Source organism: Pseudomonas sp. MWU349 (genome assembly GCF_017947325.1).
Classification (GTDB): domain Bacteria; phylum Pseudomonadota; class Gammaproteobacteria; order Pseudomonadales; family Pseudomonadaceae; genus Aquipseudomonas; species Aquipseudomonas protegens.
Map to the genome: position 1 here is coordinate 208,280 of NZ_JAFEVP010000006.1, position 21,753 is coordinate 230,032.

General features: G+C 55.3%; 21 protein-coding genes and 4 pseudogenes. 6 read left to right on the top strand and 19 right to left on the bottom strand.

What is annotated here, in order from left to right; genetic code table 11:
- Positions 1–252: 252 nt before the first annotated feature.
- A pseudogene (locus KCG88_RS30985) lies at positions 253–809 on the bottom strand (glycoside hydrolase family 19 protein).
- Between the two features lie 105 nt (positions 810–914).
- On the opposite strand from KCG88_RS30985, the gene KCG88_RS24000 reads away from it, so the two are divergent.
- Both KCG88_RS24000 and KCG88_RS31205 read left to right on the top strand, forming a co-directional pair.
- Entirely contained in the window at positions 915–1,130 is a 216-nt protein-coding gene (locus tag KCG88_RS24000; RefSeq protein WP_210713256.1) for a hypothetical protein, read from the top strand.
- Entirely contained in the window at positions 1,118–2,917 is a 1,800-nt protein-coding gene (locus KCG88_RS31205; protein ID WP_348984538.1) for an acyltransferase family protein, read from the top strand. Before KCG88_RS24000 ends, KCG88_RS31205 begins: the two co-directional genes overlap by 13 nt.
- 369 nt (positions 2,918–3,286) lie before the next feature.
- Here KCG88_RS31205 and KCG88_RS24010 read toward each other — a convergent pair whose 3' ends face one another.
- The 5 genes and pseudogenes from KCG88_RS24010 to KCG88_RS24025 form a co-directional block, all read right to left on the bottom strand.
- Positions 3,287–3,658 (bottom strand): hypothetical protein, encoded by a 372-nt coding sequence (locus KCG88_RS24010; protein ID WP_210713389.1) that lies wholly within the window; start codon positions 3,656–3,658, stop codon positions 3,287–3,289.
- Entirely contained in the window at positions 3,640–3,834 is a 195-nt protein-coding gene (locus KCG88_RS31155; RefSeq protein ID WP_318654539.1) for a major capsid protein, read from the bottom strand. Before KCG88_RS31155 ends, KCG88_RS24010 begins: the two co-directional genes overlap by 19 nt.
- A gap of 21 nt (positions 3,835–3,855) precedes the next feature.
- Positions 3,856–4,548: pseudogene (locus KCG88_RS24015) on the bottom strand (hypothetical protein); the annotation flags it as partial.
- A gap of 461 nt (positions 4,549–5,009) precedes the next feature.
- Entirely contained in the window at positions 5,010–5,315 is a 306-nt protein-coding gene (locus KCG88_RS24020) for a hypothetical protein (protein ID WP_210713257.1), read from the bottom strand.
- Positions 5,316–5,344: 29 nt separating this feature from the next.
- Positions 5,345–6,078 (bottom strand): annotated as a pseudogene (locus KCG88_RS24025) (phage head morphogenesis protein); the annotation flags it as partial.
- Positions 6,079–6,462: 384 nt separating this feature from the next.
- Here KCG88_RS24025 and KCG88_RS24030 point away from each other — a divergent pair.
- Positions 6,463–7,537 (top strand): annotated as a pseudogene (locus tag KCG88_RS24030) (tyrosine-type recombinase/integrase).
- Positions 7,538–8,521: 984 nt separating this feature from the next.
- Here the strand turns inward: KCG88_RS24030 and KCG88_RS24035 are convergent.
- Both KCG88_RS24035 and KCG88_RS24040 read right to left on the bottom strand, forming a co-directional pair.
- Positions 8,522–9,067 (bottom strand): ImmA/IrrE family metallo-endopeptidase, encoded by a 546-nt coding sequence (locus tag KCG88_RS24035; protein WP_210713258.1) that lies wholly within the window; start codon positions 9,065–9,067, stop codon positions 8,522–8,524.
- Positions 9,068–9,079: 12 nt separating this feature from the next.
- Complete coding sequence (locus KCG88_RS24040) at positions 9,080–9,445, bottom strand: helix-turn-helix transcriptional regulator (protein WP_210713259.1); 366 nt, start codon at positions 9,443–9,445, stop codon at positions 9,080–9,082.
- Positions 9,446–9,750: 305 nt separating this feature from the next.
- Between KCG88_RS24040 and KCG88_RS24045 the strand changes: the two genes are divergently transcribed.
- Entirely contained in the window at positions 9,751–10,083 is a 333-nt protein-coding gene (locus KCG88_RS24045) for a hypothetical protein (RefSeq protein WP_210713260.1), read from the top strand.
- Positions 10,084–10,103: 20 nt separating this feature from the next.
- Positions 10,104–10,775 carry an SOS response-associated peptidase family protein gene (locus KCG88_RS24050; protein WP_210713261.1) on the top strand — a complete coding sequence of 224 codons (672 nt, stop codon included), beginning with the start codon at positions 10,104–10,106 and terminating at the stop codon, positions 10,773–10,775.
- A 487-nt stretch (positions 10,776–11,262) separates the two neighbouring features.
- Here KCG88_RS24050 and KCG88_RS24055 read toward each other — a convergent pair whose 3' ends face one another.
- From KCG88_RS24055 to KCG88_RS24075, 5 genes are all read right to left on the bottom strand, one after another.
- Positions 11,263–11,781, bottom strand: coding sequence for a lysis system i-spanin subunit Rz (locus KCG88_RS24055; protein ID WP_210713262.1), 519 nt, complete (start codon positions 11,779–11,781; stop codon positions 11,263–11,265).
- Entirely contained in the window at positions 11,778–12,329 is a 552-nt protein-coding gene (locus tag KCG88_RS24060) for a glycoside hydrolase family 19 protein (protein WP_210713263.1), read from the bottom strand. The genes KCG88_RS24055 and KCG88_RS24060 overlap by 4 nt, the downstream gene beginning before the upstream one ends.
- Before the next feature lie 1,189 nt (positions 12,330–13,518).
- A complete protein-coding gene (locus tag KCG88_RS24065; protein WP_210713264.1) occupies positions 13,519–16,608 on the bottom strand; it encodes a host specificity protein J in 3,090 nt (1,029 codons plus the stop codon).
- Positions 16,609–16,665: 57 nt separating this feature from the next.
- Positions 16,666–17,238 carry a tail assembly protein gene (locus KCG88_RS24070; protein ID WP_210713265.1) on the bottom strand — a complete coding sequence of 191 codons (573 nt, stop codon included), beginning with the start codon at positions 17,236–17,238 and terminating at the stop codon, positions 16,666–16,668.
- Positions 17,239–17,290: 52 nt separating this feature from the next.
- A complete protein-coding gene (locus tag KCG88_RS24075; protein WP_210713266.1) occupies positions 17,291–17,641 on the bottom strand; it encodes a hypothetical protein in 351 nt (116 codons plus the stop codon).
- 147 nt (positions 17,642–17,788) lie between these two features.
- Here KCG88_RS24075 and KCG88_RS24080 point away from each other — a divergent pair, with 147 nt between their 5' ends.
- Positions 17,789–18,133, top strand: a complete 345-nt coding sequence (locus KCG88_RS24080; RefSeq protein ID WP_210713267.1) for a hypothetical protein — start codon at positions 17,789–17,791, stop codon at positions 18,131–18,133.
- A 19-nt stretch (positions 18,134–18,152) separates the two neighbouring features.
- On the opposite strand, the gene KCG88_RS24085 is transcribed toward KCG88_RS24080, so the two are convergent.
- From KCG88_RS24085 to KCG88_RS24110, 6 genes are read right to left on the bottom strand one after another with little or no spacing between them, the layout of a single operon-like run.
- The gene (locus KCG88_RS24085; RefSeq protein WP_210713268.1) at positions 18,153–18,935 is read right to left on the bottom strand and encodes a C40 family peptidase; all 783 of its coding nucleotides are present in this window, start codon (positions 18,933–18,935) and stop codon (positions 18,153–18,155) included.
- A 2-nt stretch (positions 18,936–18,937) separates the two neighbouring features.
- Positions 18,938–19,621, bottom strand: coding sequence for a phage minor tail protein L (locus KCG88_RS24090; RefSeq protein ID WP_210713269.1), 684 nt, complete (start codon positions 19,619–19,621; stop codon positions 18,938–18,940).
- Positions 19,622–19,680: 59 nt separating this feature from the next.
- On the bottom strand, positions 19,681–19,851 hold the full coding sequence (locus tag KCG88_RS24095) for a hypothetical protein (RefSeq protein ID WP_183001620.1): 171 nt from the start codon (positions 19,849–19,851) through the stop codon (positions 19,681–19,683).
- Entirely contained in the window at positions 19,817–20,212 is a 396-nt protein-coding gene (locus tag KCG88_RS24100; protein WP_210713270.1) for a hypothetical protein, read from the bottom strand. Before KCG88_RS24100 ends, KCG88_RS24095 begins: the two co-directional genes overlap by 35 nt.
- Entirely contained in the window at positions 20,212–21,408 is a 1,197-nt protein-coding gene (locus tag KCG88_RS24105; RefSeq protein WP_210713271.1) for a pyocin knob domain-containing protein, read from the bottom strand. Before KCG88_RS24105 ends, KCG88_RS24100 begins: the two co-directional genes overlap by 1 nt.
- Complete coding sequence (locus KCG88_RS24110) at positions 21,405–21,743, bottom strand: phage tail protein (protein WP_210713272.1); 339 nt, start codon at positions 21,741–21,743, stop codon at positions 21,405–21,407. Before KCG88_RS24110 ends, KCG88_RS24105 begins: the two co-directional genes overlap by 4 nt.
- Between the last annotated feature and the right edge of the window lie 10 nt (positions 21,744–21,753).

Genomic DNA, 21,753 nt, shown 5'->3' on the forward strand with positions numbered 1-21,753 from the left:
TATCGATTTTCCGATGTCCATCCTGCACCGCCTTGTTGATTGAGTTTTACCGAGACTGCTCTTTTTCACGCTCAACTTTCTCGGCCAGGGCCCACGCCTGCTTGTTGCCAGCATCACGGGCATTCCAGCGCGCTTGCCACCTTCATCCGTCACTGACTGGCGGTGGTCATATGCGGTCATCAGTACCCAGCCCCCAGGACGACCTTCAGCGCTAGCCTTCGCGGCCAGGTCACGCAGGGCCACCCGTTCAGCCTAGCCAGTCAGCCCGCCGTTGATTGTTCTCGTGATCTTGGCGAACTGCCCTGAGTCGGCCAGCTCGTTGAGCCCTTTCGACTGCCAGAACCAACCAGCGACCATAGCAGCAGCCTCAGGCTGTTCAACCAGTTAAGTGTGACTCACCAAGTCCAGGCCCAGGGCAACAGCGGCGGCACGGTAGTTGTTAGCACCTGTCAATTGGATGAGGCCTCGCCCTCGATACTTCCAGCCATCCCCTGACAGCGTGTTTCCCATGCGACAGCCGTACAAATGTTTGCGATCTGCTCAGGCTTGCGCGCCACGTGGGCAGCCAGGGCAGCGTCAAAGCGATTCGCGCCAGACTGCCTGTAAGCGATCAGCGCTGTAGTTTAGGTTCTCGACCATGCGCGCCAGCTGGCCGGACTCATGCCCGAACAGGACAAGGAACGCAGCCATCCGCACAGGCAAGTTGATCTTGAATCGCACCATCGCCGCATTCAGCGCAAGAACAAAAAACCCGCGAGTTGGCGGGCTTGGGTAAGGATCAGCAGCAACTGCTGCTCAGTGATTGGTATTTTTTCCTTGGATGATGAATTTCGTTTTTTTTCACCTAGACCACTTCCTCGGGTAGCATATTGCCCCCATTGCGAAGGGCATGACCTACGGAGCCATAAGAAACAATGACGTTGCTATCTGAATCACCTGTCGTCAAAGCGGAGTCTCACCTTAGTCATCCTAAGTACCGCCCAGATATCGATGGGATGCGTGCAATCGCCGTTCTTTCGGTGGTTTTCTTTCATGCTTTCCCTGAATTAATTAAAGGCGGATTTGTAGGGGTTGATGTTTTTTTGTTATTTCAGGATTTCTTATTAGCAGCATTATCATTGAAAGTCTAAAAAACAATAGCTTTAGCTTCAAAACATTTTACAGCAGGCGGGTAAACAGGATTTTTCCAGCCCTGTTTGTGGTTTTAGTCGCATCATGGGCTTTTGGGTTGATATCTCTACTCCCTGAAGAACTAATGCAGCTTGGAAAGCACATAGCGGCAGGCACAGCCTTTGTTTCAAACTTCGCACTTCTAAATGAAAGTGGATACTTTGACCAATCTTCAGACACAAAGATACTTCTTCACCTATGGTCACTAGGAATTGAGGAGCAGTTTTACCTAATATGGCCACTGGCCCTATGGGGCGCATGGAGGTTACGATTCAACATATTAGCACTAACGATAGTGCTTGCCGCCCTATCATTCACAACAAACGTTACATTCATAAAAAATGATGCTATTTCTGTATTCTATTCTCCACACACGCGCTTCTGGGAGCTTCTAGCCGGAGCCTTATTAGCATATTCAAACCTTAGCAGGCAAGAACTTATCGTCAAGTTCCGAAGTGAATCGACTGTTGCCATTAGAAATCTGTCATCAGCAACTGGTATTGCACTATTAGCTTATGCATTTTTCAATGTAACAAAAGACAATATATTCCCTGGATGGTGGGCCTCCCTGCCAGTACTTGGATCCGTGTTGATTATCGCTGCTGGGCCACGTGCATTTTTGAACAAACACTTTCTAGCCAGCAAGGCATTGGTTAAAGTCGGGCTTATCAGCTTCCCACTTTATCTTTGGCATTGGCCCATCCTTTCTTACTTGCGAATAATTGAAAGCGGAACTCCTTCTGTAGAAACTAGATGGTATGCAATAGGAGCATCTATAGTTCTCGCATGGCTCACATATCGATTGATTGAAACCCCTCTGAAAAACGTATCAAGCAGAATCAGAACAGTCGTTCTGAGCATGATGATGCTTGCTATTGGGCTCACTGGCTACTACACGTACGCCAGCGCTGGCCTTCCAGAAAGGAGCATGGCGCGTCATCTGAATAATGTTTTCACTCAGTTCGTAGGCCCGCTTTGGGCGTACACTAAAAACGAGACCTGCATGGCGCGATACCCATTCTCTGATTCTGCGGATTATGGTTGGTGGTTCTGCATGCAAAGTCGAGACGAATCTCCAACGGTTATGCTAATTGGTACCAGTTATGCCAACCAACTTTTCCCAGGCATAGCGAAAAATCCAGATATACAACATCAGACGGTTCTTTCTATTGGCACTTGTGACCCAGCAAGATTAGACATAACTCCAGAAGGTGAGGTTGCTCAAACTCACCCCTGCTATGGTGATCGTCCGTTGAAGCAGAAGAAACTAATAAACGAAATCATAGATAAATCCGGCACAGTAAAATACGCCATAATAGATGGACTATCTCCAAACCCTGACATTGAATATGGAAAAAGGCTAGCGTCCTACATAAAAGATCTAGATAAAAAAGGTGTTATCGTTATAGTTTTCATTCCTCACATTGAGCTTGGATACAGCCCGAAGGCATGTTTCTCTCGCCCATTCAGCGAGCCTATTAACGACTGCTCTCTTCCATATGAAAAATACACAGAAATAAACTCTGGATACGCTCCGATTATTGAAGAGGTATTGAAGTCCAGTCACAGAACAAAATTCTTCGATCAAAAAGACCTTGTATGCAAGGACGGAAAGTGCTCAGGGATAATAGAGGGAATGCCAGTTTTTAGGGATGAAGGGCATATCTCAGAGTTTTCCAGCATGAGACTTGGAGAGATATTTGTGGAATGGGCTAAATCTAACGAACCAGGAATACTTTCAAAGTAAAAAAAGGCCGCGACAGCGGCCTTTTTATTTTACGACTGAATAGCTTACGTTGCTCAGATAGATAAATCTGGCTACAGCAGCGGCGCCATACACCTGTACTTCTCCTGTATTATTCACGACAAGAAAGACGTTGCCTTTAGGAACCCAAGTTGAAGGCGCAATAGGAACCGAAAACATCGACTCAACTTCAGGGTGGAACACTTCAGGCAGGTTTATAAATACTGTTTAGTTTAGCAGCGAGTCAGTAGAAACAGAGATATTACCGACCATGCTGAAGATATTGCTCTGCACCGCGTACTTAGGAGCTTGCGTAGCGACCTGAGGAGAATTTAATCAGCTCGTCGGCATTGTGCGAGCAGTGATGCTTTTCTATGGCAGGGGCTGCATGTCGGCGATTACTGCCCGTGCGGCACCATACCCCATCAGCATGCGACCATATTGCTCAGCCTGTGTCAGTCTTTGGGCGCCCTTGATGGCAGCTGCATAGTTGACTGATACCTGGGCTAGAGCTTGGTTATATTCACCCTGGGTAATCTTTCCTTTCGACAGCAGAATGGACAGTTGCCCCTGCGTCTCAACGTACTCCTGAAGCGCGAACTTGGCAGGCGGGGCAGCTTTGTACAGCCCGTCAAATGCCGACTGAGCTGCTTTCATTTTGCTGGCAAGGCCGCTTTCAGCTTTAGGCTTCTTCGTCTTGGCGTCATTGTTTCCGTCGATTTGATTCAGGGCATCTTGAACCATTTGAGCGACTGTTTTGGTCTGCCCCTTTGCCTCTTGCTTTGGTGGCTGACCCTTTCCGGGTTTAGGATGATTGCGCCGCGGCTGGCGGTGTTGAACGTAACGAGCATCAGGTCCAGCGTCTCCAGCATGGCTTGCATGGTGTACTCGTTGAAAACCTGCATTTGCGACAGGGACATGGGGGCTTTTTCGTATTTCAATGGAAGGTCTGGGAACCAGCTGGCTAATGCCGCCGTGCGTTCCTCTTTGGTGCCGCAGATGTTTCCTTTTACGGCCCCGCCGCCCTTTCCAGCACCGCTCGCGCCACCTGATGCTTTGCTGCCAGCGATCAGCGGACCGAAGGACGGATCGTTGGTGAATTCTGCTTTGAGCTCGTCCAGCGTTGCCGCCGGGAGATTGCCGACCGCATCCAGCACGACAACAGTAGGTTCACCGTCGCGCTGCTCGACGCTCAGCCGGCGTTCGATGTGGGGGAGCAACGCCTTGGCGCCACCTGGAATGGCCAGCGTGGCAGCGATCTCGGTAGCGGTACGGCCCACAGTCAGATCCCGGATCTGGCCTCGCAGAGTGCTATTGGTACTTTCGAGTTGGCCGGTCTGCTTCGCGGCGGGCGTACTTCTCGGACCAGGACGTTGAAGTTCCTCGACGTTGCCAGATTTGCGGGCGAGCTCTTCTCGTTCGAGACGTGCCGCTTCTTCGGCTTCGCGCCCCTTCTTCTGAGCAGTTTTCTTCTCGCCGAGCAGCTCGTCGACCTTGGCCTTGAGGCCAGAAACGTCTCCAGGCTGGGGTAGGCCCTCAATGCAGAGGACGAAGTTGCCGCCCTTCTTGACGTACAGGGCCTGAATGGTTTCGTCGACGCCTTCAAGTCTGTCCAGTTGGAAATTCAAGGTCATTGGTGTCTCCCAGAGACGTTGAGCAGGTCCTGCTTGCAGGAACAAAAAGGCCGACAGTTGGCCGACCCTGTTACTAGATGAGTTGAATTTCGCCTGAAGGAGTGCTCAGGTAGCGATATATTTCTCTCACTGAGTGATAACTATATGCTCCTTTAACTTAAATAGAGAGGTAATCAGAAATGTCTAAACACCAATTCATTCTCGAGGAGGATGGCCAGCCAATTTTTGCCGTCGTGCCGTACGCTGAGTACGCTGACGTGTTCGGCGCTCTGTAAGCAGAGCCTGAAAGTGACACCGATCACCAAATAACACTCTCGATCCTACTGCCCAACGCCGGAGCAAGCGCTGCCATTGATCTGCCGCGGTTCGTTGAGTACTGGATACGTTGTGGGATCCAGAGTCCTCTGATCAACAAGCGGGCTAAGCCGCTTCGCGAGTTCGAAGGTCGAGAGCTCTTATCCTTAGAGGCGCTTATTCGCACCTGCTTCATCTCCGAGTCGTACCGCAACACGATGCAAGCGGTGAACGAGGTAACGGACCAGCTCGTCGATACCGGACTTTTCCGCGCAGTCCACTTCAACCAGGCATCGCCTGATGCCGGACCAGATTTCCAGCGTGAACAGGCGATCCTGGAAGCACAGATCCTCCCCTACTCCCGCAGCGTGAACTGCTTGGAGATCATTTATGACAAAGCGAAGGAGTACTGTGAGAAACACCCAGTCGCTCACGACCAGAAGATTGCGTCCGCTTGGTTCAACCAAGGTCATGCCTAATCCACAGTTGCGCACTCCTTCTCTTACGACCCAAAAACCTTATCAAACGCTATCGGCTCGCGCTCGCGCAGCTCTTTCTGGGTCAACGTCTTCCCGTCGTCATCGACGAACCGGCCGATAGTCAGCTCGCCTTTATTAAAAAGCATGTAGCGCGCCGGGCCCAACACATCCTCTTGGAAAGATACCGGCTGCCTGGCGAGTCACTCGCTGTAGCTGGTCTTGCTGCTCACCTGCTCGACCCCGTCCGGACTGACCGATGGTCGAGTTGATCCAGGGATCACCCGGGCGAACTAGTCCTTCGGCACCGGAGTGACTGTGGTCCGGCAACGCCAGAGATACGGCGGCTTTGGCCCATTCAGCGGGATGATGGACTGATCGATGCTCATGCAGAACCACGTGGTGCGACTATCCAAGATGGCGATCCGACGCATCCCCTTGAGGATGTCGTCGTTGTCCTTGAGCGCTTCCACGCGCGCCGTGGTGGCGATGTGGTTGATCATTGTTGGGGCTGTGTCTGATCGCGCTGCTGGACGCCCAGCGAGGTCAGCCGGCGGCTGATTTGGTCGGACGCCCCACCCAGGGCCGAGCCCATGCGGATTTCACTGATGATCTCGACGCTCTTTTTGGGGCCGTACTGATCCAGCGCGCCATTGATGCTGATGCACTGCCGGCCCTTACCGACCTCCAACTCCATAGGGTCAATCAGGGCAGCCGCAGCAACCAGCTCAATGCTCGGCCTATTCAACTGCACTGCCGTGTGACATTGATGATGGCGGCCTCCGCCATACCATCGACGCCGCCCTGGACAAAGGGGTAAGACGTGAGTGCAGAACTAGCCGTACCTCCCCGCCTTATCCGAACCATGAAAGCCCCTGCGTACTTGGGCATGTTCTTGGATGAATTCAACAAGACTATGCGTCTTTTCGTCCAAGAATTCTCAATCTGAAAGCAAGACATTGGGTTTGATTGCCTGGAACTTGACGCCTGGGTAGAGGCCTACGTCAAGTCTCGGGCAATTGTAAAAGCAGCCAATCAGGACAACAATCGGCCCCGCAGTGAGCCAGGGTAAGAAGAAAGGAGAATTGCCGTGGCCCAAAAAGCAATCACAGGCCTCCAGCAAATGCCGAACGGCACCTAGGAGATCGACAAAAAGTACAGAGGAGAACGAATTCAGGAGAGCACTGACACTTGTGACTGCGCCGAAGCAGAGCAGTATCTGATCCACAAGCTGGAGCAATTGCGCCAGCAGAAAGTATATGGAGTTAGGCGGGTCAGGAGCTGGGGGAGGGCAGCAACTCGCTTCCTGTTAGAGATGAAGGATCAGGCCTCCATCCACATTTCGGCCACGTACATGGAGCAGCTCGACCAGTTCATTAGCAATATGCCGCTGACCCACATCGATGACGATGCACTAGTGCCATACATCCAGTCGAAGCTGAGTCCGGCAGTAGGGAAGCCGGTCACCGACAGAACAGTAAACATAGCCCTTCAGCGGGTAATCTGTGTGCTGAACCTCTGTGCGCGGAAATGGCGAGATGAGGAGCGCCGGCCGCCACTCGACGTGGTGCCGATGATTTCATTGCTTGATGAGCGAACAAACAGCCGGAAGCGCTAACCGCTTTCGTGGGAAGAACAATCGATTTTGTTCGCTGAGCTGCCGGCGCATCTGCAAACCATGGCAATATTCAAGGTCAAAACGGGTTGCCAAGCGCAAGAGGTGTGCAAGCTTCAGCGGAATTGGGAGATTGCGGTACCGGAGCTGGGAACGAGCGTATTTCTAATACCGGCCGGATTTGGGAGTAGGGGCGCCAGGTCTGGCGTGAAAAACCGAGACGAACGCCTGATCGTTTTGAATGATGTGTTCAAGTCGGTGATCGAGAAGCAGCGCGGAAAGCATCCACTCTACGTGTTCCCGCTGACAAGCCTGATGGCGAGAGGAATGAAACGACGGTGCACCGCATGAATGACTCAGCCTGGAAGAAGGCCTGGGGCCGGGCGGCGAAGAAGTGGCAGGAGAAGTTCCTGCGGCCGGCGCATGATGGCTTTAACAGGATCCGCATTCACGACCTGAAGCACACCTTTGGGAGAAGGTGCGTGCCGCGGGCGTGACAGAGGAAGATCGAAAGGTATTGCTCGGCCACAAGAACGGAAACATCGCCAGTCACTACTCGGCAGCAAAACTGGATCAGCTCATCGAGGCGACAAACAAGGTATAAGCAACCGACTCGCGCGCACCAGCGCTGACGATTCTGAAAAGGAGGGAAGCATGAAGAGAAAGGCCAGGGCCACTCGGAAAGTCACGATGACAGAAACAACAAAGCCGCTCGAAAGCGGCTAAGTCATTGAAAAATATGGTCGGGACGGAGTGATTCGAACACTCGACCCCTAGCACCCCATGCTGGCATAAACCATAAAAAGCTTTAAACATCAGCACATTACGTAGGCGCCCACTGCAATCGACGCCTAACGATGTTCAACATGGTTTCACCTATCCCCGCAAAAGTCCCTACAGGCTTTCGCGTTAAAAGCCCCCTCGCCTACGGGGAAAGAAGCAACTGGGGCCCGAGTGGAACCCCAGTCACATTTCCTTTTAGAACAGGGTCAATTGCCCCGGATGCGAACGCCAGTGCTGGCAAACACTCTCCCACCGACCAAGCCGGTAGCGGAGATAGCGATGCACAAACACTCCTTTCGTAGTTGAGTAAGCCATGGTCGGCCCTCCCCTATTGAAGGCTGGAAGGTTTTAGCTTGCCCTGATCCAAGACCACAACTACACTCCGGACGTCTTCCCCAAGACATCTGTGTAGTGATCAGGGTGGTTCGGTAGACCCTCTTTCACCTCACCAAGGGCTCAAGAAGTGTTAGAAGCACTTCTTGAGCTTTTTTGCTTCTGTCTCCTTGTTAGTCTAGGAGCAGTGTTCGCGGGCTCAGCAACGGACCAAGAAGCACCAGGCTTCATGACCGTACTCCCACGCGTCGAGTACACGCTGCGAGTTCTTCACTCGACGATAGCGGCAAAATACCCAACGAAACCCCTTTGGGGCTGGCTTTTTAGGCATCGTTCATAGTCACCTCCCTAGCAGAAGGAAATTTTTTTCTTGCCATCTGCTTGGAAATGACTAACATCTCCGTCGCAGCTGCACTGCAAGGGCGAGCCCCTTCTCCAAAGCTCACCGACGTGATCGAAGCGCCAACTTCTCTCACATCAAAATCTTCATTCCAAATCGACTCAGCTTCTTGTTCTGTACCATCGCTGCCTGGGAGCTAACCCCAAAGCGATGAACCACCTCTTCAATGCTATTGCATCGAATCATCAATGATCGGGGCATAAGCAAATCCCCAGCAAATGTATTTGCCTGCCATTCACTATCTCGATATGCCTCTAGTCGACCATGCTCTTGTCGATGGAAAACGATAGGCACCTTTCGATGCATGATGTAATGGCCTAGTTCATGAGCCGCGGTAAATCTATCCCTTCCCTTCCCTTGATACAGCCCCTCATAAACATCCTCTCTGAGCCTAATGACATTCTCAGCGGGGATCGTCAGACCATGATTCGCCCCCATTTCACTCATCAAGCCTGCTTCTAATGCAAAGTCAGGAAAGAGTCTGGGCATAACCAGCTCAAGAAATTGGATAAGAGGAAAATCGTCGGTCTTGATCTGCATATCTCGCCGAATTGACTCGGCGAGCTGCGCAATTTGAGCTCCGCTTAGCGGAGGCACTTCACAACGCGGCCCACTCATAAGCTTACCTCTTCATTTTTTCACTCTCGTCAACACAGCCAAAATCTGATCTAGCTCTGTTGTTTTCATTTCTTCAAACTGTCTCGAAAAAGCCATAGCAACCTCCTGATGCCTTTGCGTCATTCCATTGAAAGGGACCTGCACCTGTCCTCGCGTACGAATCACAGCGTCTTCAAGTTCTTCGTAGTCCCTAGATCCAGGTAAAAAGCCTAAATAATTGGCGATCTTTTTAACGAAATCATCGTTAAAAGACTTCTTGCCTGTCTCTACGGTGGACAAATATGCAGGACTGACTTCTAGCCCAAGGGCCATATCCTTGAGCAAAAGGTTTCTATCTATCCTTACCTTCCTCAAAAATTTTCCGATTTCTGTCAACATACCTACCTCCGAAGAGATGGTGATTTCCCCATCTCTGTTCCAGATTAACACGATTGGTTAATTCGTCAACCGAATTTATGAAAGCCTTTCGCTCAGACAGCAAACGCGGCCGTTAGGTCACGACCACTTATCTAAACCATTTCTAGTGAGCGACCGCACGTTTCAACATAAGCATGTCGTGAAGGAGCACAAAGCACTCCACGGAGCCCATGCAAAAACAGCAACGTCTGTCGCCTAGTCCTAGCAAAATACCGCCAATCCAAAATACTGTATATAGATACAGTAATCATGGGTAAGGCAGTACCGTGCACAAAGAAGACGACACAGCCGATTGGCTGGGCATCCCCACACCCCTGGAAACCTGCAAGCAGCACATCCTGCTGCTGGAAAATGAAGTGGCAGAGCTGAACCGGCAGCTGCGCGCAGCCCGGGAAAACATCTACAAGCTGGTCAACATGCAGGCGCAGACCGAGAAGGACCGCGACGAGGCCCTCGCCCGTCTGCGTGAAAAGGCCGGAGAAGCTGCATTGTTGCGAAAGCAGGTCAGCGACCTTGAACTGAGTGTTCGGAGCAAGGACCGGGCGAACGAGGATCTGCGCCGACAGATACCCGCCGGCGCACGCGGAAAGCTACGCTGAGAGCAACCGAGGACACAGCCATGTGCGGAAGACTCTCGCAATACCGCGGCATCCACGACTTCGTCGCAGCCCTGAGCATGCCCGGGGCCCTGATAAATAACGTCGGTGATCAGCCCCTGGGGCGCTACAACGCAGCACCAACGATGCAGCTCGCCCTCTTCCACGTCGCCGAAGAAAAACTACACGCCGACGCCGTGCGCTGGGGGTGGCGGCCGCACTGGGCCACCGACCGCGCCGCGCCGATAAATGCCCGCGTCGAAAAAGTGGCTCACGGGCCTTTCTTCCGCCAGATCTGGCCACACCGCGCTATCTGCCCGATCGATAACTGGTTTGAATGGGTGGACGAAGGCGGCCCGAAGAAGCAGCCCTACCTGATTCGTCACCGCGACCACTCCCCCATCCTCTGCGCCTCAATCGGACAGCTGCCCGACCCGGACCAGGGCGAGCACGACGGGTTTGTGATCATCACCGCCGACGCACAGGGCGGCATGGTCGATATTCACGACCGCCGGCCGGTGGTCCTGGCCCCTGACCTGGCCCGGGAATGGCTCGACCCGGCCACGCCGAAGGAGCGCGCAGAACTGATGGCTCTACACCAGGGAGAAGCAGCCGAAGAATTCGAGTGGTTCAGGGTCAGCGCTGCGGTGGGTAATGTAAGGAATCATGGGGCGGAACTGATTGAACCTGTATAGCGATACATGTCATGAGCCGCAAACAACGGATTTCGAATCCGTTTTCACCGCTAAACTTTGTCAACCAATCATGGCACAGCATGACTTCAACATGCTTTGGGGGACTTATTCCCCCAAAACTCCCCCAATCTTATCGGCTCAACGCCTTCGCAATAACGGAAACAGATTCCGCCTTCCGACCTACTTCTTTGAAGCAGCGATCCTGCTCGACACCTTCCAGTCTCAGACACGACGAAGCGCTCACATTGAGGTCATTAAGAGTGCTGAAAAGATTCCAGGCTATTGCGCCGGTAGCGAGCGTTATGATCAGGAGGGCGATAGTTATAGGGTTCAAGTAGTTGTTCCTCAGGAAAAAAGGCCGAGGAAATCATACCTTACAGGCCGCTCTACCCGCTACATGGGCCAGGGGTGAAACCCTTGCAAATAAAGGGCTTCAGCCACTCAATGGGCGGCTTTGGGCCCAGGCGACCGCCACTTGCAGGCCGGCCTATTTTCGGATCATTTCTCGCACGTAACCCTGGCAAGCCCGCAGCGCGATCAGTCCCTGGTCACCGTCTCCGGTGATGGCGACAATTCGTTGAGCAGCCGCTGGGTCAAGTTCGGCTCGCGCGCCTCCATGAACCACGCCGCAGGTGCCGGCGGTGGCTGGCAACCCACCGCCACCACCCGTGGCGGTGCTGGCAAGGAGGACTGACAACCGCAGCTCAGTAGTAGCAAGCTTGTCACGCAGGCGAACCTGGTTCGATTGAGCATCGCGCAATTCCTTATAGTGGGTTTCTTCGCTTTCTTGCAGGCGGTCCTCAAGCGCCCGGCGGGCGTCCTGCTGCTCTCCCTGCCAGTTGATCACCGTCGTAGCGGCCTGCTCGCGGTCCGTGCTGTACGCTTTGGCCTGTTCGGCCAGTGCCTTGCCGTAAGTGTTCGCCTGCCACATCCAGGCGAGCCAACCGCCCAGGGCGAGCCCCAGCACCAGGGCCAGAACCGGCAACAGCCAGCCCGGGGCCTTCATGACAGCACCTTCAACGCACGCTGATACAGCGCCTCGCGATCCGCCAAGCCGTTGGTCCCGCCATTAATGCGCTTGGTGATTGTGAGGAAGTCGCCCTTATCAGCCAGAGTGTTCAACCCCGCCCGCTGCCAGAACCAACCCGCCGACATCGCGGCATAGACAGGGCTCTCCAACAGCTCAGGGGTGTTGAGTAGTCGAGCATCGCTGAACAGAGCTTTGCTACAGGCTTCATAGTTGGTCCGGCCGGTGACCTGAATCAGTCCCCTGCCTCGGTACTTCTGCCCGTCGCCGTCCGCCTCGGGTGTGTTGCCCAAGCGCTTGGCCAGGGTGCCAGTGTCGTACTTGCTCAGGTACTGGTCGCTGCCCAGCTCGCGCACCCATTGCAGCTGGCCGGACTCGTGGCCGATCTGCGCGATGAACGCAGCTACACGCAGGCGGGTGATGATCGCGTACTTGCTCATGGCCGCATTTAGAGCAGGAACAAAAACGCCGGCTTTAGCGCCGGCGTTGGGGAGGATCTGCAGCAGCTGCTGCTCTGTGATCGGCATTCGTTTTCTCCAGGCAAAAAAAAGCCCGCTCAGGGCGGGTGCATTCACAAGCTATCGTTACAACTGTGGGTTAAATGGATACGGGTATTCTGCCACGTCAATATAAGCTGATCGTGGTCGCCTGTCATTTAAGATATTGAAGAACCCTGGCCTAGTCCTTACATCGACCCTATCATATGTATTTTCTGGTGTGGTCCACATGTAGTGTGCTACATACCCAAGACCACCACAACAACCCTCCTCAGCCGATGATCTAACGGCAGGGTTCGTCCAGCCGGTGCCAGGGTCCCACAAGACCCATTCTACGCTCCTGGACCAGGGTATGTAAGCTGCATAGTTTTTTGAAGGGTCGAGACTCACTCTGAACTCTGCGCCTGCCGATGCCGCTTGACGATTTGGGAAGATTTCGTCAGAGATTAGGAACTGCCTACCGCCTGTGAAAGGGTTGAGTCTTCCATCTGCACCGACACCAGTGGAGGGTGGAGGCACAGTTGTGCCTATAACGTTCAGCGGCCACTGCAAGCTGTTGAAAGTGAATCGCCCACTCTCGGCTCGCGTCTTCAGGGCTGGACCGCTAAGTATCGGTCTCATGATATCAAAGCAATAAACCTTTAAGTTCGCAACTGGGCCAGCGAAATAGAACACTGACTTGTTACCCTCTCGCGACTGAACAGGCTTTGCACAGGCACCGTTCGTAAATAAGATAGGACTTAAGGCGCCCTCGACCTCAAACTTATATATAAAGTCTGTGTAAACACTATAACCTCCATTTGGTGAGAGTTTATTCCATGACCCTATGAACTCGACAGGCCCGCTCTTTATCAGGCCATAAATGGCTTTTGACGTGTCATAGAGTATCGACCCGCTGTTGTCTCGGACGATTAAAGCTGTAGCGCCCATCAGTAGTACCCATAGAAGATTTCCGCATTGATTATAAATCCAGAGGGTATGCGGTAAGCCCATTCAAGTCGGTTTTGAGTGAGCGTCACACCTGGGATCTTCCCTTGTGTCTTCTGCGAGTTCTCAAGGGATATGACCGTATAGAAATACTCTCTACCTGCTGGAAGCGATATGTTTATTGATCCGTCAACTTTATTAGTTACAACCGAACCTTCAACCTGGACCATCTTCTTGGTCATATTAGCTGTTATGTTCCCGGCAGCATTACGGGTAATTAGTCCTGCTGCCATTATGTTGCATCCAAACTAAGGTCAATAGCCTTAACGCCATTAGCATAGTAAATTAATATGCCGCTATTATTAATAATCAACTTACTTCCACCTGGGGTATTACCCATCATCTGGAAAGTTCCATCGGGCAGGAACGCCCACCCGGAAACACCTGCTTCATAGTTGCTGGATGTCAAATTTTTTCCGATTTTTAGCATGTCGATAGATCCGTTCTTGATGAACGCGGTGTCGATATAGGCGGCATTGTTCTGAACAACAAACGGGTAGTAGACCTCCGCAGCGTTTGGATCGACGATTGCAAATCGGCTTGCGGCGATCAGCACCTGGCTGGTGATGATCCCTTCGTTGTTCTCCACGCCAACACCAATACCGGCCAGGTATGGCTTATTGTCCACGGTGAGCTGAGTCTTGATTGAGTACATCGCAGCGAGCTCTGTCTTGATCTGCTCGACCTCAACCGACGCACCGCCACCCGAGTCGATCTTTTCCAGCAGGTGCTGGCTCAACTGCGTCTCGGTGATCTGGTCGTTCAGGTACTCAAGGATCACGCCGGCATCGGCGGAGGACTGCCCCATCACCGGCCCGTAGAACGCCCCGACGTTGCCGATGCGGTCCACCAGCCGGGCCCAGAAGAAGAACCGCACGCCAGCAGCCAAGCCCATGATGGTCAGGTCGGTCTGCGGATAGGCGTAGTCGCCGAACTTGGTCGCCGTGGCCACCTGATTGGTCTGGCTGTACCAGATCTCGGTCCGCTGCAGATCCGCGGTGGTGACTCCAGCCGGGATGCCCCAGGCCAACTTGATGCCGAACACGATCGATTCGGCGGTGAAGGACGACGGCACCGGCGGCGGTGTGGTCTTGCCGTTCAGCAAAGTCTCGACTGAGGTCGCGAACACCGACCCGATGTCGAGCGAGTTGATGGCCCGCACCTTGGCCACATACCGCCCCGCGTAGATCCCGCTCACATCGATGGACGTGGTGCCCGTGCGGCCGGCAAAGATCCAGTCGCCATCGTTCTTGCGCCAGTAAACCTCGTAGGCGATCGCCGCTTCTGGCTTATCCCACTCAATCGTCATGACGCTGACCGCGCTGCCCTGGTCAACGAAGTGGTCATTGCTCACTCGAACGTTGCTCGGCGGCCGCTGGACGCTCGGCGGGATCACCGTCACCGGTGGCCGCTCGATGCGCGTGCCGTTGTCGATTGCGCCATACTTGCTCGCGTTGTGGCGTACCGCGCTGATCGTGAACTTGATCTCCGAGTCGGAGAAATCCTCCGCCACCGACATCACACGGAACAGCTGGGTGGCCAGGGTTGTCGAGTCAATCGCCCACATCGAATGCTGAGGCGGCAATTCATCCAGCTTCTTCTCCAGCACCACCTGCTGGACTTCAGCAGGAAACCCGGTGGTATCCATCGTCACGCGACCACTCGACCACTTGATTCCCTTGCGGTCCCAGGTCAGCGGATACCCGACCGATTTGATCTTGCGGGAGACAGCAGTGCCCGTGGGCATGATCACTGTGATGGTGTCGCCGGGGTATGCCTTCACGTCGGCATCCAGTACCAGGCTATCGAGCGTGGAAGAGCGCAGGCGCCCACCAATGCGGCGCCCTGCCCGATCATTGTCCGCAATGCGGATAATTTGCCCGGGGCGCGCCAGGGTGCCGTCCAGGCCCACAGAGAACCCCACGCTTTCGGTTTCCAGGCGGTTGGTGAGCAGCGCCCACTTGCCGATGCGCTGCGCCTGGGCCTGGGAAGTGCAACCGGTGGCGGTGATCTCGGTCTGCTGGATCCCGTAGCGGGCGATACCGGCCTGGTCGTCGACGTACTCGACTTTCTGCCGGTAGAAGTCGGCCGGATCGTTCCAGCTCACCAGGGCCACGGTGTAGCGGGTCTTCTTCGCCGAGCCGAAGTAACCGAACTTGCCGTCGATCACGTTGGCGTTCGAGTAGGTGTAAACCGGGTCCTCGGGTATGTCGGCAATAGCCATGACCGAGCCGGCGGCCCAGTAGGACATGCCTCGAAAGGTCGTGGCCAGGTCCTGCAGCACGTCCAGCGCGTTGGAGCGGGTCTGCAAGAACAGGTTGCAGGTGAACCGCGGTTCCTGGCCGCCCTTCCCGTCCGGCACCAACTGATCGCAGTACTGGCCTATGCGGTACAGCTCCCACCGGTCGACCTGACCTTCGTTCAGCAGGTGGCCCAGGCCATAGCGGAAGTGCAGCAGTAGGTCATAGAAGATCCAGGCCGGGTTATCAGTCCAGGCTAACTTGAACGAACCATCCCAGACGCCGGAGTACTGCCGGCTTTCCGGGTCGTAATTGCTCGGCACGCGAATAATGCGGCCGCGCAAGTCGAAGGACCGGGTGGGGATCGCCTGGAACTGCGAGGCATCGAACTGCAGGCCGACGACAGCGGAACCCGGGTAGCGCAGCTTGGCGTCGATGACCTCGGTGATCGCGTCGATGTTCGTCTTGTCCGCAATAGCGCCAGAGGTGCTGTTCGGCGTCAGGCGGGTAACGCGAATCTGCCAGTTACTGCTCGCCGGCGGCAGGTCCACCCGGTGGGAGCGCTCGTACTTCGTCGAGGTCTTGCCGCTGAACGCCGAGGCCAGCACCTGCACATAGGGCCCGCCGTCGGTGGAAACCTCGATCTTGTACTGCACGGTGTAGCCGTTGGTGTCGCCGTTGCTGGTATTGGTCTGGGCCAGGCGCGGGGTGGACAAGCGCACGCGCACGGCAGATAGCTGCAGGTTCTGCACGGCGCGAACCCAGGGCTGGCCATACTTCAGCTCAACACCCACCGCGATCTCGCTTTCGACCGCTGGAAAGCCCGGGATATGCAGCTGATCCTGGCTACCGGTGCGTGCGTCCATCGTGACGCCGCTGAAATTCCGGGTGCCGTCGGCATTGGCCAGCGGAGTCTCGTCGAGATAGACCGAGCGCTCACCCGCGACCAGGCCCTGGATCTCGCCCTCGCTCACCAGGTCGAGGATCCGCGCATAGGCGGTGCTCTGCAGGCTATCGGGGGCCTCAACGGACGGCCGCGGCTTCGACTCGCCGCCCTTGCTGCCGGTAATTTGCTGGTTCATGGCTTTCCTTCAGGCGAAAAAAAACCCGCTCATGGCGGGCCTGGTGTCAGGTTCGATTCACATCTGGTCTTCGGAGTAGATCCCGGCGCTGATCACCGCGCTGCCGACGATCATCCGGCCGTAGAGCAGCGGGACAGGGTTGCCCTGGACGCTGGTGTTCACGGCGCCGTTGAAGCTGTAGCTGGGTCGGTTATTGGGGCTGTCCTGGGTGCCCAGGCCTTTGGCTTGGGGGCTGAGCATCTGGATCACACCGCCAGCGACCAAGGCAATACCTGCTGGGGCCAGCCCTTGAAATCCAGGAATGAAGGAAGCAGCAATCAGAACCGCCCCCACGATCGTCTGCAAGAGGCCCGCGCGCTTCGATCCTGCAATGACCGGCACGATCCTGATCACGTCTCGCCCTGTTGGCTTCCCTAGGTCATCTTCGGAGACATTCTCCTTGCCATTGAAAATCGCATAGCGCAGTCCTTTGCTCGAGCTTTCGGCCATGTGTTTTTCAAAGCCAGGGAACTGCTTGAAATACCCCATGATGTCCCGCCAGCCTCCGCGGGTGATCATTCTGTGCCGACGGCCAAACAGCCTGGCCAAGGAGCCAGATAGCAGGACGATTTGCATCTTTTCAGTAGGCATATTTTCTCCAGACGTAAAAAAACCGCCCGTAGGCGGCTTGAGTATTCGGCGTTCACAAACACCTGTTCAACGAGGGGATGAGACCGCCCCGGCCAATCTGCGACCACGAAGCTCTCTGGTAGAGCTTAACGATGCTCCCCTTACCCTGCTGAGCAAGCTCAATATTCAAAACATCATCGGTTTGGCCGGAGTCGGTTCCAGCAACAATCCGATACCCATTTTGGGTCTCGCTCATCACCGATGTGGGCCTGTAGTCTTGCCATGCGGGATACACACAGAGTCCTATTTCCTTGGGATTTTTCGTGGAAATGTGGGTACTGACCGGATTTCCTGACATCAAATCAGACGGTGTCGAGCACCCCGCCAGCAGCACCAACGCCACCCCCGCAATCAAAATCCGCATGTTTTCCGCTCCTTGTGAGATCGGCAGACGATAGCATCCAGGATGCTTGAAACGAAAAAGCCGAGCGGGAGGCTGGCTTTGCGTCGCTGGAAACCTGTTGTTAAATGGACGCCTGCCTCCCCTTGTAGACGCAAAGGACTTGCCGTCATGCCCTCACCGAGCCAAGTAGCGCTTGCCCTCATCTTTTTGCTGGTCTCAACTGCCGGCGCTGCCAATGACGAAGTCTCCCAAGAATGGGAGCATCTGATAAAAGCGGACTTCCAAGACGGTTGTGTGAGTCGGTTGGATGAGTACCTATCTACCTTCGGAAACAACGGCATACGCTTCGGCGCATGGCTTGTGCAAACCTGCGAAGGCAATTTTGAGTATGGTGCGAGTTACTATCCGCTCAACGTGCACACCGAAAATAAACGGATCGGGGTCAGGCGAACGCAGAAACTTCCTCCGCTGACACCAGCACAGTTAAAAAAAATGTACTCGCTGAAGGGATAGCGCGACAGAGTGCTATCCGCTATGCCGTGTTTGTGAGATTGCTTGTCATGTGCCGCCAGTAGCTGACGGTCACCTCTCGCCAGTACCCGCCGTAGGTGTCCCGCTTGCTGTCCCGGTTGTAGAGGTGATGCAGAATCGACCCCGGCGCCGGGAAGTGCTGGGGCTCGGTCTTTAGAACGCCATCGGCCAGGTATACCCCGGCGTGGTTCGGCACCTTCGACCGGATCTGCATCAGCACGATGTCGCCGTGCTGCGGCGCACTGACCTGGCTGAATCCGGCCGCGGGCAGGTTCTCCAGGTACAAGTTCCCGCCCTTCTCCCACCAGCCGTCTTCCCGTTCGTACTGGCCCAGGTCGATGCCCATTTCACGGCAGTAGAAGTCGAGGATGATGCTCAAGCAGTCGTGCACGCCGTGGGCGAACTTGCGGCCGATCAGCGGGGCCTGGTAGCCCTCAGGCGTGAAGCTCACAAGCTCGCCTGGGCGCACCTGTTCGTCATCACCCTTGCGGATCTCAAGGATATGCCAGGGAAACCCGGAGGCCTCGCAGGAGACGCGATCCGCCTCGCTGGGTGCTGCTGGGTAGTCTGGATGGCTATGCACGACCGCCAGCACCTGGCCGCGGTCCTCGGCTGCCGCGAAGTCCTCCGGCGAAAGGCGGAAGTGCTCGCTGGGCGTCGAGGCCGTGTTGCGGCAAGGCACATAGACCTCCTTTCGCCCCTCACGAATCACCAGGCCGCAGCACTCGCGCGGGTACTCAGCCAGCGCATGCCGCTCAATGGCGGCGCGGGTGGACTTGTTCATGGTCAGCTCCGAAGCAGGCCTGCGGCCGGGAATGAGCCGTAAGGCAGGGGGTTGTTCTCGCCGAAGCGCAGTTTGCAGCTGCTCAGGCGGCCGCCGCATTTATCCTTGGAGGCGTCGGTGACGATGATGTCGTTCTCATCGGCCACGGGGCCGCCGTTGTAGCCGCAGTAGGGCCCGCGATAGCCGCCGCAGCTGAGCCACCAGCAGACGTTGGCCACGATCTGCCGGCGCGGCAGCTGCACACCGGCGAAGTCCAGGGCCGAGGCCAGCTCAAACTGCACCGTTTCGTTGTTCTCAGCCGCCTTTCGCTCGACGTACCAGATGTCCGGTGGCAGCTCTTCTTCCGGATCCGCCTCGGGCTGGCCGTCCAGGTACTTGCCCAGGGTCCGGTGCCGGATCAGCTTCGCCCCCACCAGATCCTCGAAGTACAGCACCAGGGCCGTGATGAACCCGCCAACGTTGCCGACAGACAGGGTCGGCATAGGCTGGGCGCCCTGACCTGTCATTTCGAAGCCCTCGGCCTTGATTGGCCAGGGCGAATACTCCTCGCCCTGCCAGTAGATCGACGACTGCTGCGGGTAGCCGTGAAAGCGGTACAGCTCGGCGCCCAGTGCGGTAGCGTCGAGCTCGAAAAGCCCCACCCACGCGCCAGGCTCCAGGGTCTGGATATCGGCCGTAATTGGCATCGTGTTTCCTCAAGGCAAAAAAATCCCGCTCTAGGCGGGTGTGGTCGGGTGCTGCTGTGTTAGATCAGACTGCGCGCCTCGGCACGCTTCTCTGCGATGTCCGCCGGGATGTCCTTGCCGGTTTCCAGCTTGCGTACCACAAGCCAGTCAGTTTGCTGCAGGTACTCCCTGGCCTCTTGCCCCCTATGATCCTGCTCAGTGAACGTTTTCTTGCTCTGCGAGAAGTCCATGGTCTTCCTCGATAGTTTCGATGGTTGGGATCTCAGGAGGTTGTGCTGGATGATCGGTGGGAATGTCCACCTGGCCGTCTGCAGTGACTGTCACAGGCTCAGGAAAGCGAATGGCATGGGTGGCAGTCGCTTCGTCGTAGGGCATCAGCAGAGTGACTGCCAGAACACCGTCAGTGGACATGACAGCCTTGTCGGCGAACCGATCAGAGCCAATGGCCTCAGGCGAAAGCTCATAACCTTTTTCAAGGGGCGAAAAGTCGAACAGCTCGCCGTTGATGGTGATGGCGTAGCCCTCGATGGAAATCGATTTGAGAGTGGGCAGCCCGTCCGTACACACGGGAGAAAATTGAATAATGACCATTATCGCCACCTCCCGACAGCAATGTAACCTGGGCGTGCCTGCCCGTTAGAGGCGGCTGACATTACCGCAACCTGCACACGAGTAAGCTCGCCGGCAGAAGTAACTACACCCCAGCAGTGCGCATTATTTGGGTCTGACGAAGCAGGGGAAACAGTAGGCGTTTCCCCGACAAATGGCACAGCAAATGTCTGGAATCTTGCCGTGCTTATAAATAGCTGGCCTTGAGGGTTTGAGGCGCTATCCCTGGCCGAGGCTGTCCACCTGCAAATCAAGGTTCCGTCAGGAAACTTTGTGGCGGTGCCGTTGGCGTTTGTGATTGTTTCGACGAACGCTCTCTCCCATGCCTTCCAGACGCCTCCTGACTGGGAGCGACTGTAAATCAGACCTAAGTCCGCCGACTGGAAGGTTTGAGAACAAATAGAGCTATTGGTCCCGCCGAAAACAGTAAGGAATCCTGTTAACGCATACCCTGGTGTTCCGGACCCGGTGATATTAAATTGCCCCAAAAACGTCCCGCCCGTGCGAAACGTGTCCGGGTTCAAATTTTCCCCTTGCCAGGGCGCGTTATCCTTCGCGCCGACTCCAAAATCACCAGCAAGCAAGAATTGCTTCCATGGCGGACGAGTTGCGCCATTAACTCGACCGAAGAAAACCTTGTCCTCGTTAAGCGATGTCGCAATGAAAGTCGATGCGCTGCCATTGTTTCCGCCAGTCATGGAAATCAGGTTTCCCTGTCCCCCTTCTGGCGGTCTGCCGGTTGTCGACTGGTTCCAATAGGTGATTCCGCCATCCTTCACTTGATAGATGTTATCCAGGAAGGGGGCGGGCGCGCCGACACCGTAAGAGGCAGCATTAACCATGCTCGCCAGCTTGGTCTTTTCTGGGGTTGTGAAGTCATTTGACGACAACCCTTTGCCTGCAACGGGTTCAACGAATTCCGGAAGCTGGGGCACCGGAACTTTTCCACTGACCAGCTGAGCCACCGAAACACCCAGCGCTGCGCTAGGAACTGCAGCATCCGCCTTGGCCTTGGCTGCAGCAGCGTCCGCCACACCCTGCTCAGCCTTCGTCTGTGCTGCCGCTGTGCGAGTATCAAGCTCCGCGAAGTTCTCGTTAATGATGATCCCGCCGTCACGAAGCGTGTCGCCGGTCTCGTCGTTCGCCTCCTCGCCTACATCGATTAGCCGAATGCTCATGGGTGAAATGCCTGTTCGAAGGTTGCGGTCAGGGTGTAGGCATCGCCCCCCATGGCCTTGGGTTGGTACTCGGAGCATCGATAGAGCATTTGACCGCCCAGCGGGTCAGACCAAAAAAAAGGCGTTGCGCCGGCATGCCGGTCGAGGAACGCCATAATCTCCTTGATGCGCGCCTTCTGGCCCGTGAACGTCAGGGGCCAGGACTGCGAGCGGTTGTTGATTCCGTCCTGGGCCCGCTGCTCGTAACCATCGCCGAACTTGGCCGACTTGGTTCGAAACGCAATGGTCGCCGCAGGATCGTTGTTCGGCTTCCAGGTAAAGGTTTCAGTTGCCATATTTTCTCCA